At 39.8% G+C, this 15,468-nt stretch carries 12 protein-coding genes and 1 riboswitch; of the genes, 2 read left to right on the top strand and 10 right to left on the bottom strand.

The features are described from left to right. Window positions 1-18 precede the first annotated feature (18 nt). The 7 genes from A33I_RS00740 to A33I_RS00710 all read right to left on the bottom strand — a co-directional run bounded on the left by A33I_RS00740 (window position 19) and on the right by A33I_RS00710 (window position 8,974). Window positions 19-1,086: a dipeptide epimerase gene (locus A33I_RS00740; RefSeq protein WP_022626563.1), complete on the bottom strand. Its 1,068-nt coding sequence runs from the start codon at window positions 1,084-1,086 to the stop codon at window positions 19-21. A gap of 89 nt (window positions 1,087-1,175) precedes the next feature. Then, window positions 1,176-1,493, bottom strand: coding sequence for a DUF3870 domain-containing protein (locus A33I_RS00735; RefSeq protein ID WP_022626562.1), 318 nt, complete (start codon window positions 1,491-1,493; stop codon window positions 1,176-1,178). Window positions 1,494-1,723: 230 nt separating this feature from the next. Next, window positions 1,724-2,824 (bottom strand): nicotinate phosphoribosyltransferase, encoded by a 1,101-nt coding sequence (locus A33I_RS00730; protein WP_022626561.1) that lies wholly within the window; start codon window positions 2,822-2,824, stop codon window positions 1,724-1,726. 140 nt (window positions 2,825-2,964) lie between these two features. Next, window positions 2,965-3,447 (bottom strand): DinB family protein, encoded by a 483-nt coding sequence (locus tag A33I_RS00725; protein ID WP_022626560.1) that lies wholly within the window; start codon window positions 3,445-3,447, stop codon window positions 2,965-2,967. A 189-nt stretch (window positions 3,448-3,636) separates the two neighbouring features. Further along, window positions 3,637-4,956 (bottom strand): globin-coupled sensor protein, encoded by a 1,320-nt coding sequence (locus tag A33I_RS00720; protein WP_022626559.1) that lies wholly within the window; start codon window positions 4,954-4,956, stop codon window positions 3,637-3,639. Window positions 4,957-4,966: 10 nt separating this feature from the next. After that, window positions 4,967-5,051: riboswitch (cyclic di-GMP riboswitch) on the bottom strand. A 90-nt stretch (window positions 5,052-5,141) separates the two neighbouring features. Further along, window positions 5,142-6,188 (bottom strand): DUF2332 domain-containing protein, encoded by a 1,047-nt coding sequence (locus A33I_RS00715; RefSeq protein WP_022626558.1) that lies wholly within the window; start codon window positions 6,186-6,188, stop codon window positions 5,142-5,144. A 125-nt stretch (window positions 6,189-6,313) separates the two neighbouring features. After that, complete coding sequence (locus A33I_RS00710) at window positions 6,314-8,974, bottom strand: NlpC/P60 family protein (protein ID WP_022626557.1); 2,661 nt, start codon at window positions 8,972-8,974, stop codon at window positions 6,314-6,316. Between the two features lie 312 nt (window positions 8,975-9,286). Here A33I_RS00710 and A33I_RS00705 point away from each other — a divergent pair, with 312 nt between their 5' ends. Then, window positions 9,287-11,446 (top strand): ATP-dependent Clp protease ATP-binding subunit, encoded by a 2,160-nt coding sequence (locus A33I_RS00705; RefSeq protein ID WP_022626556.1) that lies wholly within the window; start codon window positions 9,287-9,289, stop codon window positions 11,444-11,446. Between the two features lie 606 nt (window positions 11,447-12,052). Here the strand turns inward: A33I_RS00705 and A33I_RS00700 are convergent. The 3 genes from A33I_RS00700 to A33I_RS00690 form a co-directional block, all read right to left on the bottom strand. Then, on the bottom strand, window positions 12,053-12,271 hold the full coding sequence (locus A33I_RS00700; RefSeq protein WP_022626555.1) for a hypothetical protein: 219 nt from the start codon (window positions 12,269-12,271) through the stop codon (window positions 12,053-12,055). 65 nt (window positions 12,272-12,336) lie between these two features. Continuing rightward, on the bottom strand, window positions 12,337-13,521 hold the full coding sequence (locus tag A33I_RS00695) for an MFS transporter (RefSeq protein ID WP_022626554.1): 1,185 nt from the start codon (window positions 13,519-13,521) through the stop codon (window positions 12,337-12,339). A 115-nt stretch (window positions 13,522-13,636) separates the two neighbouring features. Then, entirely contained in the window at window positions 13,637-14,149 is a 513-nt protein-coding gene (locus tag A33I_RS00690) for a DUF2628 domain-containing protein (protein ID WP_152976417.1), read from the bottom strand. Between the two features lie 282 nt (window positions 14,150-14,431). Here A33I_RS00690 and A33I_RS00685 point away from each other — a divergent pair, with 282 nt between their 5' ends. Next, window positions 14,432-15,208: a putative hydro-lyase gene (locus A33I_RS00685; RefSeq protein WP_022626552.1), complete on the top strand. Its 777-nt coding sequence runs from the start codon at window positions 14,432-14,434 to the stop codon at window positions 15,206-15,208. Window positions 15,209-15,468 lie beyond the last annotated feature (260 nt).

The following is a 15,468-nucleotide window of genomic DNA, read 5'->3' as shown; positions in this document are numbered from 1 at the left end:
TCTCCTCCTGTTTTGAATTTATATTGAAAGCCTTGCCTTTGTTGACTTGCGCCAAGAAACAACCCCGCCTTCATAGAAGAGATTGCTTTTTGCTTCCTCATCTTCTAACCAAAGTGGTGCATCTAAGTCCACCATGGTAATATTCGGATGTGCACTGGCCAAAGCGGCGATCGGTGCAACAGATAGATGTGATTCCATCATGCTGCCGACCATACAAGGCATTCTTACTGTTTGCGCGAGGTCTGCAATGGCTCTTGCTTCATTCAGCCCCCCACATTTCATCAACTTTATATTCAACATATCAGCAGCACCCATCTTAATAATGTTATGAGCATCCTTTAGAGTTCTACAGCTTTCATCTGCCATAATAGGCAGATGTACGTGCTCCCTCACGTACTTTAACCCTTCTAAATCATCTGCTGCTACAGGCTGTTCTATAAATTGAACGGGAACTTGATTTGCTTGAAGAACGTGAATGAGTGTGATCGCTTCTTTTGGTGACCAAGCTTGATTTGCATCAATTCGAAACTCAATGTTCTCATTTGCGTTCTCTGCTAAATACAAAATCCGCGCAATGTCCTCTTTTCCTGATGTTCCAAGCTTTACTTTCATCTGAGTAAAACCCGCTCTAGTATGACGCTGCATTTGCTGATTCATTTCTTCTTTTGAGCTAAGACTAATTGTCATATCATTTTGCGAAGGAATGGACCCTCCGCCAAAGAATTCAAGCAGATCAATCCCCAAGCTTTTCACATAAGCATCATGCAGAGCCATGTCAACGGCTGCTTTTGCACTGTAGTTCTGCATACAACACTTTTGAACGAGCCCTATCCTTTCTTGAAATGAGTAAACTGGTGTGTGTAAAAGAGCATCTGTAATTGGATGTTCAATTGCAGCAATAATGCTCTCTTTTGATTCGCCGGTAATGGCATAGGTCGGAACAGCCGAACCCACCCCTGTAATCCCTGAATCTAGGGTAATCTTTACTTCAATCACCTCTACCTCAGTCACTGTCCTAAGAGCCGTTATGAAGGGTTCCTTAAGAGAAACAACCTTCTCAGTTACATCTATTTGTTGAATGTTCATATAAAAACTCCTTCGACATCAATGTAAAAAATCCAGCTAAGTTCTTTACAGAACTTAGCTGGATTTTATCCTGTAAGGGACAAAGCAGCTTACACGCTATGTAGTTGATTAAACTTTTGACTTGCATGACGAAAGGCAACAATGACAGCTTTTTGAGAAGAGCCGTAATACTTCTCCTCAATGGCCTTCACTATTTGAGCTGTCTCTCGAATATTTTTTCCGACAAATAAGTGCCTTATAAATGAGCTTGTAATCGATAATATAGACGTTGCTTCAGCATCAATGATTTTTCCAGATAGCCGGTCAACCACAAAACCAATGAAGAATACTTTGTATTGTTCGGTTATTGGATTATTAGATGGTGATTTTGCTTCACCCACAATATAGATAGAATCTTGATCGAACATGCCCTTCACCTACTTACCACTTACTGATTGATCATCGGATGGCTAGCTTATGATGACCAGAGCAAATGATTATCTGAAAATTATGATATATCATATCACCTCTCAATACAAGCAGACAAATGACATATTTTTCAAATAGGGCAGAGTTACCTTTTTGTTTGTTACAGTCCTACTCTTTACTCACATAAAAAAGCACATACACTCTTTTGTAAGAATACATATGCTGCGAATTAGTAGTGCGGAATTTCAACTTTTTCCATTCGTGGATTTGGATTAAACTTTCTGCCCGCTTTTGCTTCAGGTTGATCATCAAGCAAGACATCATCCCCGGTAAAACCAACTGACAGCTTTAATAAACTGCCTCCGACACCATAGACGTCAACAGGAGCATCATTCTTCTCAAATTCACGGATCCTCTCGGCTGAGAATCCCCCGCTCACGACAATTTGTACATGGTGAAAGCCTTCCTCGTTCAATGCTTCCCTTAATGCTTTAACAAGCGGAATATTTACACCACGAGGGTCGAAGCTTCCTAAAATATGTTGATTACGAATAAAGTATTGATCAATCATCGTTCTTGACGTATCAATTCTAACCCCTTTTAGTGTAGCACCAAATTCCCTAGCTACTTTTAAAGAGTCTGTAATCACATCATTATTATAATCAACCAACGCAATTAATTCATCTTCAGGGTAGGTTTCATGATAGGCTTTAGATGCTTCTACTACATCCCCATTAAACAGCTGAATAAGAGCATGGGGCATTGTACCAAGACCCTTTTCTCCCCACCATTCATTCATGGCATGAGTAGCTTGTGCAGACATCCCTCCGATAAACGCGGCATAGCCATCTCCTGCTTGATTGCTGAAATGGTCATCACGATCACCCATAAAAATAACCCGCTTATGCTTAGCGGCTGAAACAACCCTGTATACATTCGTTGCAACACTTGTCCGTCTCGCTAAAATACCATCAATAATTCCTTCTAAAAAGCCGAATTTATGATAGGACCCTCTAATCGTGAGAACTGTTTCAAAAGGCTTGATTTTATCACCATCATGCAAGGCATGGATTTCAAGTTCTTCAGGATCTTCTGAGAACGTGTGCAAAAGAGCAATCGCCTCATCAATTCCGCATAAAACAGCCTCTTCTTTTTGAAAGAACTGCATCGTGACTATTTTATCAGGCTTATATCTTTTCGCGATTTCTTTTGTTTTAAGGAAGTATACCGCAGAGTACCAGCCCTCTTTAATTCTCTCGTCAAATTTAAATGTATGGTTTGTTAACCGTGAAAGCTCGCCAGCCATCTTCATTTCAATTTCTTTTTTCATTATTCAGCCTCCAGTTAGTTGGCTTGCTTTTATCCATACTTACTATTTACTATTTACTATTTACTATTTACTCTTTTTCCAAATGTTTAAACCTATACGTCTCATTATTATTCCCAAAAAGAGCCTATTTATCAATTTTTTCATTCAAACAATGCTACATTTGGATCTTGTTTACAACAGTGCACCAACATCGCATGCAGCTGGCCACGGTGGTGATAAAGGTGGGCAGCGATTTCAAGCAGCCACTCATATCTTGAATACGTGACTCCCCAATAAGAAGTGCTCTCCTCTAGTAACTCTTGCTCGGAAAAGCTTTCATAGCTTACTTTTAAGGATTGATAATTTTGTATAAGACTTAATTTTAATTCTTCAATTGAATAATAGACATTTTCTTGATAAAAGCCTGTTAATTCTATTACGTCAGCTTCCTCGCTTATTAGAAAATCCGCCTTTGGGATTAATGCTATATGGTTAAGAAGCTCACCTATCGAGTGCTTCCCTTGTGTAGGGCGAATTAGTAAATCCTCTTGCTTTAGTGTGTTTATCATTTCAAGGATCGAATTGACAACAATTTCGATTTGATGAAAAGCACTTTTACTGTAAAGATTATTTTTTTGTTCCATTACTGCATCGCTCTCCATACACCTACTAAAATCACCACAATCAGACCCCAGGCCAACACTTGCCAGTATGCCTTGCGCTTTTCTTTTTGCATACGGATTCCCCTTTTTAGGAAGACATAGTTTTCTCACTCCACAGTCTAACCAAAGATTTTGAAAAAAGCACCTTACACTAAGTAAGATGCTGCACAATCAAGCAGTCGCAACCGCTTCATTTAACTGCTCGGCTGATAATGCTACGTTCATACTAGCTTTCTCTATCTCTTTTACGACACGAGTAAGCTCGTCCATTTGGTTTTTCACTTTCATAACGGTTTGGCTGCTTTGTTGGATTGACTCCACCATTTGACCAAACACCACATCGGTTTGTCCCGATGCCTCAAGCCCCATCTTCACAGCTTGAATAACCTGGCTTAATGATTGTGCCACTTCTTGTTTGTAGTGATCTGAATTAGCGATTAATTTATCAATTTGACTGATTGAATTCTTCGTTTGTTCTGCAAGCTTTTTCACTTCTTGTGATACCACCGCAAACCCACGGCCATGCTCTCCTGCTCTGGCAGCTTCAATTGCTGAATTTAACGCAAGTAAATTTGTTTGTTCAGCAATATCTTTAACAATCGTAATTACATGAGTAATTTCACTTGTTGCTTGTCCAAGATGATTAATAGCTTTGTGCATATTATTCGTATACTCTTCAATTGAATGGATTTTATGAAGCATGTCACTTAATTGTCCTTGACCGTCATTTGCCTTTTTCTCAGCAATAATCGATTGCTCATTACTTGCTAATGAATTTCCGCTTACTTCATTGAAGTGAGAGCTTAAAATCTCTACTGAAGCTTGAGTTTCTTCGGCTAAAGCTACTAATCCTTCACTAATCTCCATAATTTTAGTACGGATTTCTGTTTTCCCCACTTCAAATTGTTCTTTCATTTTGGTGACGGTTTCATTTTCATAAGCTTCTAGTACAATTTGCTGTTCTAAACTAAATAATTTATTAACTGCAGTTGTGATTTGCTTAATTTCATCAATTTTATTAGATCCTTGATCAAATTCTCGGCAAATAACAAGAAACATAGCTTGTTGAAGGTTTTGAAAGGCACTCATATACCAAGAAGTCTCTACACCAATCTTGTAATGAATCTTTGCGACTTTCACTCTATTTTCAACAAACTGTTCATTAATATTCCCTTCAAATAAGTCAATTAGATGCTTCTCTAACGTTCTTTCAAGTCGATCTACCGAACTATGCTGCTCAATTTTTTCTCTTAATACCTGCACTTTAAGGATCGTATCATAGAAACCACGAACCAGCTCATTAACATGTGATATGACTAGAGGTTGTATGCTTTTAATTACTTGCAGATCTTGCTCTGTCAATTGAACCATTCTCATTTTGTCATGAATCGTCGAATCGGCCACATCTATCTTCACTTGCAGCTGACCTACTTGCTCCATCCAATCGTTTTGACTTTCTTTGAAAAATTTGATTAACGAAAATAGGCTCATGTAAAGTATCCCCTTTATCGGCCGGTTGCGCTACTTACTCCAACTTCTCAAAGCGCCCAATTTACAGAGAAGTTTTCAACGTATCCGTCAATTTACCTATATTATACTAGAAAGAGGCAAAAAAACCCTTTTTTTGCAATCAATAAATGACAAACACACGAACATTTTCTTAGCGGCAATGTATATCAAACATGTGTTGTTTCTTGAACACTCCAACTAAACCACTCGCCGTGTCCAGCAGTTTCTGCTAAAGTTTCTTCTGTTTTCCTTCCATCAATATAAGAGTCTAAATGTAAGAATCGATCTGAAATATTATTATACAAATGAAAGATATCTCGATCTCTCCCTAGCTCATCTATTGCTTGAAGCAGCTGCTTTTTTGTCTCCAACGGCATTTGATTGGCAACATGAGTATGAAACACGCAAACGGTTACATTTGGAGGCAGCCCTCCTGCTATTTGAGGTAGTAATTCAATTCCGTCTCCTTCTATCAGATTCAACTCATCTACATTTTCTTTTAGAATAGAGCCTGCTGCTTCAAATTCATTTCTTCTCTCCATATGTTCTGGCCAAATCAATGCCTTAAGCCAGCATATGTCTTCTTGGTCTCTTAAATCATTAATATGCAGATCAAGCCCGCAGCGAGAATGCACAGGATAAGCTTCCTTTTTGAAGGATGGAACATTCTCTCCTATTATTTCAGAACTTAGAGTTAAAGTTGAATTAAGGTTCCCATATCGATGTAACCCATCATATGAATACTGATATTGATCACATAGCAATTGCAGACCGGCACTCGTACCGATCTCAATTAAAGCAAAAGGTTTGTTTGTTTTCTCATATATATAGGAAAAACTCGGATATAGATATGCACAGCGCCGCACTTCATTTGTTTGTACGAGTTTCGTTTGTATAAGGTGTATAATCTCTTCTCTATACTCCTCGCAGAATGACTTAAAGTGAACAAATGCATGGGTAGAGTCTTTCGGTTCTTCAACTAAACTAAGATAATAATCCGCAAGCTCATGCCTTACTCCTTTTAATAGAAGATAGTGAACCGCCCCAAAAAATAAATTAGGGATGGGCTGCCCCTCTTTCGCATGCGAACAAATGGTGAGAAGCTCTTCGTCTTTCGCTGTTTCTTTGGATAATGTCTCATATAACTTGCTAGAGTCTGCACACTCATCATTGGCAAAAAGAATAAAGCGTTTTGAAAGCTGATTAATGTCCATGTTGTCCTCCTCGAATATATGTCTAAGAAAGATATCCTCCCTCAATATACAAAATTCGATTCCAAAGAGGGAATTTCCTTGTTCAAAAAGAAAATAGGAAGCTGACAGCTTCCTATTCTTAAGAATTAATATCTCCTTGCTTCCAATAATCGATTAATCCAGTAAATATCATCATTCATCTCATACTTTTCTACCACTTGATCTCTTATCGTTGCAAAAAAACCATCCCCTAAATAAATGCCAATAAAACTTGGGGTATTACTTTCGGTTTCTTCACTGAAGAACATCACATCGCCTCGCTCTAATTCTTCAATATGAATCAAGTCCCCGCCTGAACGAAGCGTATGAATATTTCCTGATAACTGTTTATTTGCAGCTTCTAGGTACATGCTTTGTACAAATTCCACAGAAGAGCCATTAAACACTTCTCCCACATAATTCTCTGTTAGGGCAGCAACGGCTTCAAGAGTAACATCTTCTATCTCATACGTTCTCGCTCCATAAAGACGTGGCGGCCAATAGGAGCTTACAGTAAGGTCAACAATCGTCACCCCATTTGCTTGAGTAGCCACAACCATTTGGTTATTCCCTAAATAAATTCCAGGAATCAATGTCGTCCCTTCAAAGAATAACAAATCTCCAGGTTCAGCATTATCAGGATGTATCTCCCTTCCAACTTGCCATTGCTGGCTGCCGTAGCGTGGAAGATCATATTGATATGCCAGCTTGTAAATATATTGTGTAAGCCCTCCTGTATCAAATCCCTGCTCAGGATCAGCTCCACCTAATTGATAAGGGCGTCCTAGTACTTGATAAGCCTCGTAAACCGCTAGATGATCTAGTCGGACTGAAAGATCATCAAAGCGTTTAACCCCTGTGAAATGTTCACGCCAATATGAATTCATATAAGAGATTGTTGTCATTCCTTCTTCACCAGTTGCATGAATCATATAGTTATCTCCTAAATAAATGGCGACATGTGAAATACCTTCTTGCCATGTGCCTGAAAAATAAAGAGCATCCCCAGGTCTGATATGATCATCAAGTGTGATCTCTTCTATATTGGTGCCTTCCGGCAGAATGGTTTCTCCTAATTCCCATTGTCTATAACTGATTCTTGGAAGGTATATCCCTTTTCCTTCTCTAAAGGACGTTTGTATCAAGAAAGAACAATCAAAGGCTTCGAGTGTATTTCCAGTCATAAGGTAAGGTGTACCCATATATTTCATTGCCTCTTGGATGACTGGATTTTCATGGGTTCGATACGTATTTGGGTTAGATTTACTGAGAATCTCGTCTGTATATCTTACTGCCCCAACAAATCGATCTGCGTAATAGGTATGAAAGTCTAAATGACGTTCTTGCACCCCTTCTGAAGCAGCTATTATAAACCGATCATCTCCTGTATAAATTCCGGTCAGCCACTCGTCATTATTCTGAAAGAACACAAGATCCCCTTCTTGAAGCTCGTCGCGTTCAATCTCAAGACCAGCTTCAAATTGCGCGTAAGATAGTTTTGAGAGCCAGCTTCCTGTTACTTCCCGGTACACATAATAAGCAAACGAACCCGTATTAAAACCATCTACAGGGTTATCTCCTCTTCTGTTATAAGGAGTCCCGATTAAAGAACGGGCTTTTTCCACAATTTCATTTGACGTAGGAGGCAGAGTAAGATTTTCATCCGTATAGCGCTTAGCTCCAACGAACGCATTGGACCAGTACTCGCTCGTGTTCATATTCCTTTCTGTTATTCCCTCACTAGTTACAATGACAAAACGACCGTTTTCTATATAGATCCCTGACATTAAAAATGCACCTTGGAAAAAGACAACATCCCCCGGCTGCAAGTCTTCTAAAGCTACTTCCTCTCCTAACAGCCACTGATCACTAGCTGCCCGAGGAAGTTCTAACTCTTTAGTTTCTTTATAGATGTATTGAACGAATTCGGAGGTAATGAAACCTTGATGGTTTTCACCCACCATTTCTAGTGCTAAGTTTGCTGAAGAATCTTCGATGCTGCTTCCCTCAATATAGCGATTGGCTCCAACATAAATTCCTGACCAATAACTACTAGAATATAAATTAGCCTGCGTAATTCCAGAACTAGTAACAATAACAAATTGACCATTTTGGATATAGATCCCTGACATTAATGAACTTCCTTGAAAAAAGACAACATCACCTGCTTCTAGTTTATCTTTTTCCACTTCAGCCCCTATTAAGAGTTGGTCTCTTGCAAGACGTGGCAAATCTATGTCTTTACTCTGTGCATATACATGTTGAACAAATTCGGAAGTTAAAAACCCTTGCTCATTTGGTCCAATCATTTCTAAGGCAAGACTAGCTGCAGGGTCCTCCACGGGAACAGCATCCTCTAAATAGCGGATAGCTCCGACATAAATTCCTGACCAATAAGTACTGGCATCAAGATTTATCTCTGTGATTCCTCCACTTGTTACCACTACAAAGCGGCCGTCCCCTATATAAATTCCAGACATTAATGAGCTTCCTTGAAAGAAAAGAACGTCTCCTGCTTGCAGGTTTTCACGGGTAACTTCCTCTCCTAATTGGCGCTGCTCCCTTGCTAACCGAGGCAGGTCAATTCCTCTTGCCTCTGCATATATGTACTGAACCAATTCAGAAGTAATAAATCCTTGATTATTGGGACCAACCATTTCTAAGGCAAGATCAGCTGCAGGCTCACCAGTTGTTTGTGCTAGAGTACTGGATGAAAAAAAGACCACTAACATTAAAAAGATAGTGATATAAATACATTTTTCTCTCAAATAAAACCCTCCTTTTCCTAAGTCTACTAAATGGTTATTCTAATTGTCTTTAGTCCTTTCTGCTTCATTTCAAACATTAATCTACTAATAAAGGAAAACGAGCTGAAGCTTACTTATATAGGCAAGGTGATAATTATAAAAAAAATTAGGCAAAACACTTGAAAGTCAAAAAAGGTCAAAGTATAATATAGTCAACAAAGGTCAAAGAAAGTCAAAGTCAAACTCTGATCTTTAAAATCAAGATGAACCTTTCAACAAGATAAACAGCCGATGAAATAGAAAAAATGAATGATAATCGAGGAGGTTATGTTAATGAAATGTCAAAACTGCGAACAACGACAAGCAACAGTGAATGTAAATATGCAATTCAATCAGGAGAAAAGGCAATTTAAGTTATGCCAGACATGCTATCAAGAAATACGTGCTGCAAATGGAATTCCATCAGGTTTTGGGCATGGATTTTCTCATATGCCGTTCGATGACCTATTTAAGCAATTAACAAACAACCATATGAATGCAGCCGCTCATGATCAGAAACCATATCCCCCTCATACCGAATTTATGAATGGCGGGCACAAAGGAGGAGGAGGCGGTTTCCTCGATCAATATGGGAAAAACGTAACGCAAGCTGCTAAGGCTGGATTAATTGATCCTGTCATTGGACGAGATACAGAGATCGAACGCGTGATTGAGATATTAAACCGACGCAATAAAAACAACCCCGTGCTTATTGGGGAGCCTGGCGTTGGTAAAACAGCTATTGTAGAAGGTTTAGCATTAAAAATTGTTGAAGGTCACGTGCCTTCAAAACTTTCAAATAAGGAAGTCATCCTATTAGATGTAGCATCACTTGTTGCCAATACTGGAATCCGCGGCCAATTTGAAGAGCGGATGAATCAGCTTATCGCTGAGCTAAAAGAACGTAAAAATGTGATGCTGTTTATCGATGAAATTCATTTATTAGTAGGTGCTGGTTCTGCAGAGGGTTCTATGGATGCAGGCAATATCTTAAAGCCAGCCCTAGCGCGCGGCGAGCTCCAAGTTGTTGGTGCGACAACACTAAAAGAATACCGTGAAATCGAAAAAGATGCTGCCCTTGAACGTCGATTCCAGCCTGTGATGGTCAATGAGCCGTCTATAGAAGATGCCATCAACATTTTAAAGGGTATTCAAAGTAAGTATGAAGATTACCATCAAGTAAGCTACACAGAAGATGCGATCAAAGCTTGTGTGAACTTATCACACCGCTATATTCAAGACCGCTACCTGCCCGACAAAGCGATTGACTTATTAGATGAAGCTGGCTCGAAGTTAAACTTGCAAGCAGGTGCAGTAAGCCACGACGATATTGAATCACGCCTTGCAGAAATTCATAAAGAAAAAGACAAGGCACTAAAAGAAGAGAACTATGAAGCAGCTGCAAAATTACGGGATGAAGAAGCAAAGCTAGAAGCTAAACTAAATAAATCAGATGATAAAAAAGCGAGTGTAGACACAGCTCAAATTGAAGCCATTATTGAGAAAAAAACAGGGATTCCAGTCGGTAAACTGCAAGCAAACGATCAAGAAAAAATGAAAAACCTGGCTGATCAGCTTCGCGGCAAGGTCATTGGACAAGAAAAAGCGGTTGAAAAAGTAGCCAAAGCCGTTCGCCGTTCACGTGCCGGCCTAAAAGCAAAACACCGCCCGATCGGATCCTTCTTATTTGTAGGACCAACTGGTGTGGGTAAAACAGAATTAACTAAGTCATTGGCAGAACAATTATTTGGCACAAAAGAGGCAATGGTTCGTCTTGATATGAGTGAGTACATGGAAAAACACTCTGTCTCTAAATTAATTGGATCGCCGCCTGGATATGTAGGTCATGATGAAGCGGGTCAGTTAACAGAGAAAGTGCGCCGAAATCCGTACTCTATTATTCTGCTTGATGAAATTGAGAAAGCTCACCCTGATGTGCAGCATATGTTCCTGCAAATTTTAGAGGACGGGCGCTTAACTGACAGCCAAGGAAGAACAGTGAGCTTTAAGGATACAGTCATTATTATGACAAGCAACGCTGGTATCGGAGTGAAAAAGAAGGCAGTTGGATTTGGCGCAAGCGAGGCTGTTGCCGAAACTTCCGTGCTTGACGCTCTATCAGCCTACTTCAAGCCAGAATTCTTGAACCGCTTTGATGCGATCATCGAATTTAACCAACTAAGCAAAGAAAACCTTGTACAAATTGTTGACCTACTGCTTCTTGACCTTGAACACACATTATCTGAGCAAAACATTACCATGTCGGTGACTGCACCTGCTAAAGAAAAAATAGCAGAACTTGGCTACCATCCAGCATTTGGTGCTCGTCCGCTTCGCCGTGTGATTCAAGAGCAATTAGAAGATCAAATAACGGATTTATTATTAGATGAAGAGGAAGTTAAAGTAATAGCTGTAGATGTGAAGGAAGATAAGATTGTCGTAGCCAAGGCTTAAGTTGCGATAAATTAGGATAAAAAGAGCTAGGAAATCAACTTATGTTAGAGGGAAAATCCTGAAATATACTTCGCTTTACTTGAGAAGCTGCTGAGCCCCTCTGGTCTTTGCCCTCCGGGGTCTCAGCTTTGCTTTAGCTCCCTTTGGAGTCTACGTATATTTCATCCGCTAAAGTATGTTTTTGGCGAGATTTTAATGTGGAATTAGTTTATTCTTCGTTAAATTCAAATAAGTATGGTCCTTATCGCGTACTCTTCAAGTAGAAGAGTACCTGATAAGGACCTTTTTAGTGTAGAGGCACGCAACAAGTTCACCCTCGCTCTGTTTATTGTAGCGGAAGGCACCGCCTCCTGCGGGATGTGCATGGCCAGGGAGATCCAGGACCGCCCGCGGAAAACGTGTGCCTGCAGCCGGAAATCATCAACTATATAAAGAGAGGAATTTTACTAGTGACGTTCAAAACTCATATACAAAGTTAATAATCATTTATCAGTTTCACTGTTTAACCACTCTTTATGCCCTAACCTCTTTATTTTCAGGGTATTCAACTAATGTAACGAGTAAAACTCTGTATAGCGTATACCAGCCGATATAGGCTCTGCTAATTTAAAACCACTTATTTAGTAAAATACCGTGAATACTAGTCATAAATACTTCTTGGTCTCTTAAGATCGTATGAATGGCACCCGAAGCAATAAATCCAAAAATAACGAACGCCGCATATGCGAGAGCATTAAAAAGAAATCTTCCTTTATACCAAAAGCGCTCAATGATTATCATGAAAAAAGGAACAACAACGATGCCTGCTGCTATTAAAACCTTCATCTATTCACCTACTCTAGAGCCATCCATTTTTTCATAGTATAGGCACAGAAAGGTGATAGTAAACCTTAAGTAACTTCATAACGTTTGAAGCGCGCCATTGAAATAATTCCAAGAATCGGCCCAATTGCAAGTATCGAAAACACCCATTCCCAGCCCATTATAGCCTCAGCGTACGGAATTAGATTGATAGAAAAGATGGTAATGAGAAAGCCGACACACATTTGAAAGGTTAGGGCAGTTCCAATGTATTCAACCTCTGCAAATTCTGAGACAGCTGCAGAAAATTGAGCAGAATCTGAGATCACTGACGCCCCCCAAATCATCGCTAATGTGAGAGTCAGCCAAATAGACTGCCCGAATGTAAACCCTACTGTCAAACAGCAAAGGGAGCTAATGACCATTGAGTAAATCGTTAAGCGCGCCCTGCCTACTTTGTCAGCTACAAGACCGCCTATTATACTCCCTGCACCTCCCGCAACTCCAATGCATAGAAACGAAGCAAAGGCAATAAAAGCTAATGATGTAGAAGCATCATACGTTAAAAAGCTTGCTGAGAAAAATATCGGCAGCCAAGTCCACATCGCATACAGCTCCCACATATGGCCGAAGTAGCCGTAATTCGCTAACATCACGGGCTTGTTTCTGATAACACTTTTTAAGAGGTTAAATGAGAAATAGGTTTTCTTTTGAGTAACTGGAGCATCATCAAGTATGAAATAGATGATTGCTGCTGCAAGGACTGCCAGAGTTGAACTAGCTATGATCACATACTGCCAATGGAGGCCTCCAATGAACGTAATGAAAAACTGCGGCATTGCAGATCCTATTGTTAAACCAGCAATAAGTACTCCTATAGCCAAGCCTCTTTTTGCAGGAAACCACTGCGATACCAGCTTAACCGCCGTAGGATAAACTCCAGCAAGCATGACACCGGTTAACACCCTGAATAAGATTCCAATGATTGCTTGGTCTGTAAATAGAATTAACCCATTAAAAAGAGCACCGAATAACGCAGCAAGGGCAAACACATACCTCGTATTAAAGCGATCAGCCAACCCTATAGACGAACTGATCAGCGCTCCAATCACAAAACCTGCAGGTACAGCAGCAGATAACCAAGGTGACAAGCTCTCGTTCACTCCCCACACCTCGATTAAATCAAACGCAACCACAGATCCGCTAAACCAAAGGCTAAGTGCAAACAGCTCAGCTGCTGCGATCCATCCTAATGCCTTCCATTTATCAGTCATTCCACCACTCCCTTCCATCCCATCTTGTACTTATAAGTTTACCTTATTTAAACAAAAAAGTGCTCCCTTTATGAAAGGAGCACTCTAAGATAAAATAATCATTAGCTAACGATACTTAACCGAATAAAACAGTCGTAACAATTAGGTAACCTATGAAAATAAGAACCGTATTTACTACTCCAAACCAGCTTCTGCCACCTTTTTTTCTGAGCATTGCTTCTTGCTTTTCTGGATCTGTGGTACTCGCTGCGGTTAACTCAATCTGTTTATTCATATGAAGGCGATACATATAATTTCCAAATAATCCTGTAGCAACTGCTAATCCCATTCCGACTGAATTATTCAAGCGCATCACCATACCCTCATCCCCTGAAGCTGCTAAGAAAATCAGCAGATCGACTGCAAGAAATAGTCCCATAATAATAAAAATGTAACGATACATTTTACGATAACCTAACCAAAATAAACTTAAGAAAAAAGCAGCAAAATTCCACGATGTCTGTCTTTTCTTCTCGTCCATTTCATTCCATTTTTTCTTGTAATATGTAGTATAGTTTTTTCCAACAAAAGCCTCTTCAATGCTTGCATTATGGTTCTCTACTTCTAGCTGGACACTATTTTCACTCATCACTTTCTCTCCCCCTTACTTCTCTATCCAATATTTTCATTTACAACATATTACAATATATAGTTGATTTATGTGTGTGTAAAGCAAATGTAAGAATAATAGGCTATAAGTCTTGAGATGAGGCTAAAATTAAGAAAGGATAAATACCTATTTATCCAGTTTTAATCTTACCAAACAAAAATGACAGAATTATTTGACTCATAGAGAATATTGCTTTATTTTGATAAAGAAAGCTTTTATGTAATACTGATATAAATATATGCAGACAAGGAGTTTTTCAACATGATCAGTCCCGTATCTTTTAGAGAAGAAATAAGAACAAATAAGTTTAATACAAGTACTGCCGGTTACTGCCAAGATTATGTACAAGCCAACTTAGTCATCGTACCTAAAGAATATGCATTTGATTTCTTTCTCTATACGTACCGTAATCAAAAGTCGTGTCCCGTTATTGATGTATTAGAACCAGGCCAAGTAAAGTCTGCCCTTGCAGAAGGCTCTGATATCCGCACAGATATTCCCAAATACCATGTCTATAAAGATGGGTGTTTTCAAGAAGAAGTAACGTCGATTGCATCTTACTGGCAAAAAGATTTTGTTTCCTTTTTAATCGGATGCAGCTTTACGTTTGAAAGCGAAATGGTGAAATCAGATATTCCTCTAAAACATATTAACTTAAATAAAAATGTTGCGATGTACCGCACATCCATTCAAACAGAAGCGGCTGGTCCGTTCTCTGGCCCGCTCGTTGTTTCGATGCGCCCTATTAAGAAGGCTCTGGTTGACAAGGCTGTAGCCATCACTGAAAAATACCCGCAAATGCACGGCGGCCCTGTTCATATCGGCGATCCAGCTGAGATTGGCATTACGGCAATCGAGAAGCCGGATTACGGAGAATTTGTTGAGATCGCAGAAGATGAAGTGCCTGTTTTTTGGGCTTGCGGCGTGACACCTCAAGCAGCTGCAACTGAAGCTAAGCTTCCACTTATGATTACACATGCGCCAGGCCATATGTTTGTCACAGACTGGACGAATGATGAGTTATTGAATAGAAAGTAAATGCGGAGTACCACGTAGACGCAACATAGGTAAAGGGCTGAGGAGAGCGTGTGGACTGATTGAATTGGAATTGCGCGGGTTTAAGATGTTATTGCGTCGCTCTATCTGCTAATTGCGCTTACCTATGAGGCAACTGCGCCGGTTTCGCTGACTATTGCGTCAGTTGCTCCGAATTGCGCCTTTTCAGGGACTAATTGCGTCGCTCAGACCACCAAATGCGCCGGTTCATCGCACATTTGCGTCTATCCGTCCGGAGCAGC

The sequence above is a fragment of the Alkalihalophilus marmarensis DSM 21297 genome (assembly GCF_000474275.2).
GTDB classification, from domain to species: domain Bacteria; phylum Bacillota; class Bacilli; order Bacillales; family Bacillaceae_D; genus Alkalihalophilus; species Alkalihalophilus marmarensis.
The sequence above is the reverse complement of the archived record's forward strand: the minus strand, read 5'-3'. Positions and strand labels throughout refer to the sequence as shown.

Excerpts from the sequence above, each read along its gene's own strand:
- A33I_RS00740 (WP_022626563.1), bottom strand. The coding sequence starts at position 1,086 with ATGAACATTCAACAAATAGATGTAACTGAGAAGGTTGTTTCTCTTAAG.
- A33I_RS00735 (WP_022626562.1), bottom strand. The coding sequence starts at position 1,493 with ATGTTCGATCAAGATTCTATCTATATTGTGGGTGAAGCAAAATCACCA.
- A33I_RS00730 (WP_022626561.1), bottom strand. The coding sequence starts at position 2,824 with ATGAAAAAAGAAATTGAAATGAAGATGGCTGGCGAGCTTTCACGGTTA.
- A33I_RS00725 (WP_022626560.1), bottom strand. The coding sequence starts at position 3,447 with ATGGAACAAAAAAATAATCTTTACAGTAAAAGTGCTTTTCATCAAATC.
- A33I_RS00720 (WP_022626559.1), bottom strand. The coding sequence starts at position 4,956 with ATGAGCCTATTTTCGTTAATCAAATTTTTCAAAGAAAGTCAAAACGAT.
- A33I_RS00715 (WP_022626558.1), bottom strand. The coding sequence starts at position 6,188 with ATGGACATTAATCAGCTTTCAAAACGCTTTATTCTTTTTGCCAATGAT.
- A33I_RS00705 (WP_022626556.1), top strand. The coding sequence starts at position 9,287 with ATGAAATGTCAAAACTGCGAACAACGACAAGCAACAGTGAATGTAAAT.
- A33I_RS00700 (WP_022626555.1), bottom strand. The coding sequence starts at position 12,271 with ATGAAGGTTTTAATAGCAGCAGGCATCGTTGTTGTTCCTTTTTTCATG.
- A33I_RS00695 (WP_022626554.1), bottom strand. The coding sequence starts at position 13,521 with ATGACTGATAAATGGAAGGCATTAGGATGGATCGCAGCAGCTGAGCTG.
- A33I_RS00690 (WP_152976417.1), bottom strand. The coding sequence starts at position 14,149 with ATGAGTGAAAATAGTGTCCAGCTAGAAGTAGAGAACCATAATGCAAGC.
- A33I_RS00685 (WP_022626552.1), top strand. The coding sequence starts at position 14,432 with ATGATCAGTCCCGTATCTTTTAGAGAAGAAATAAGAACAAATAAGTTT.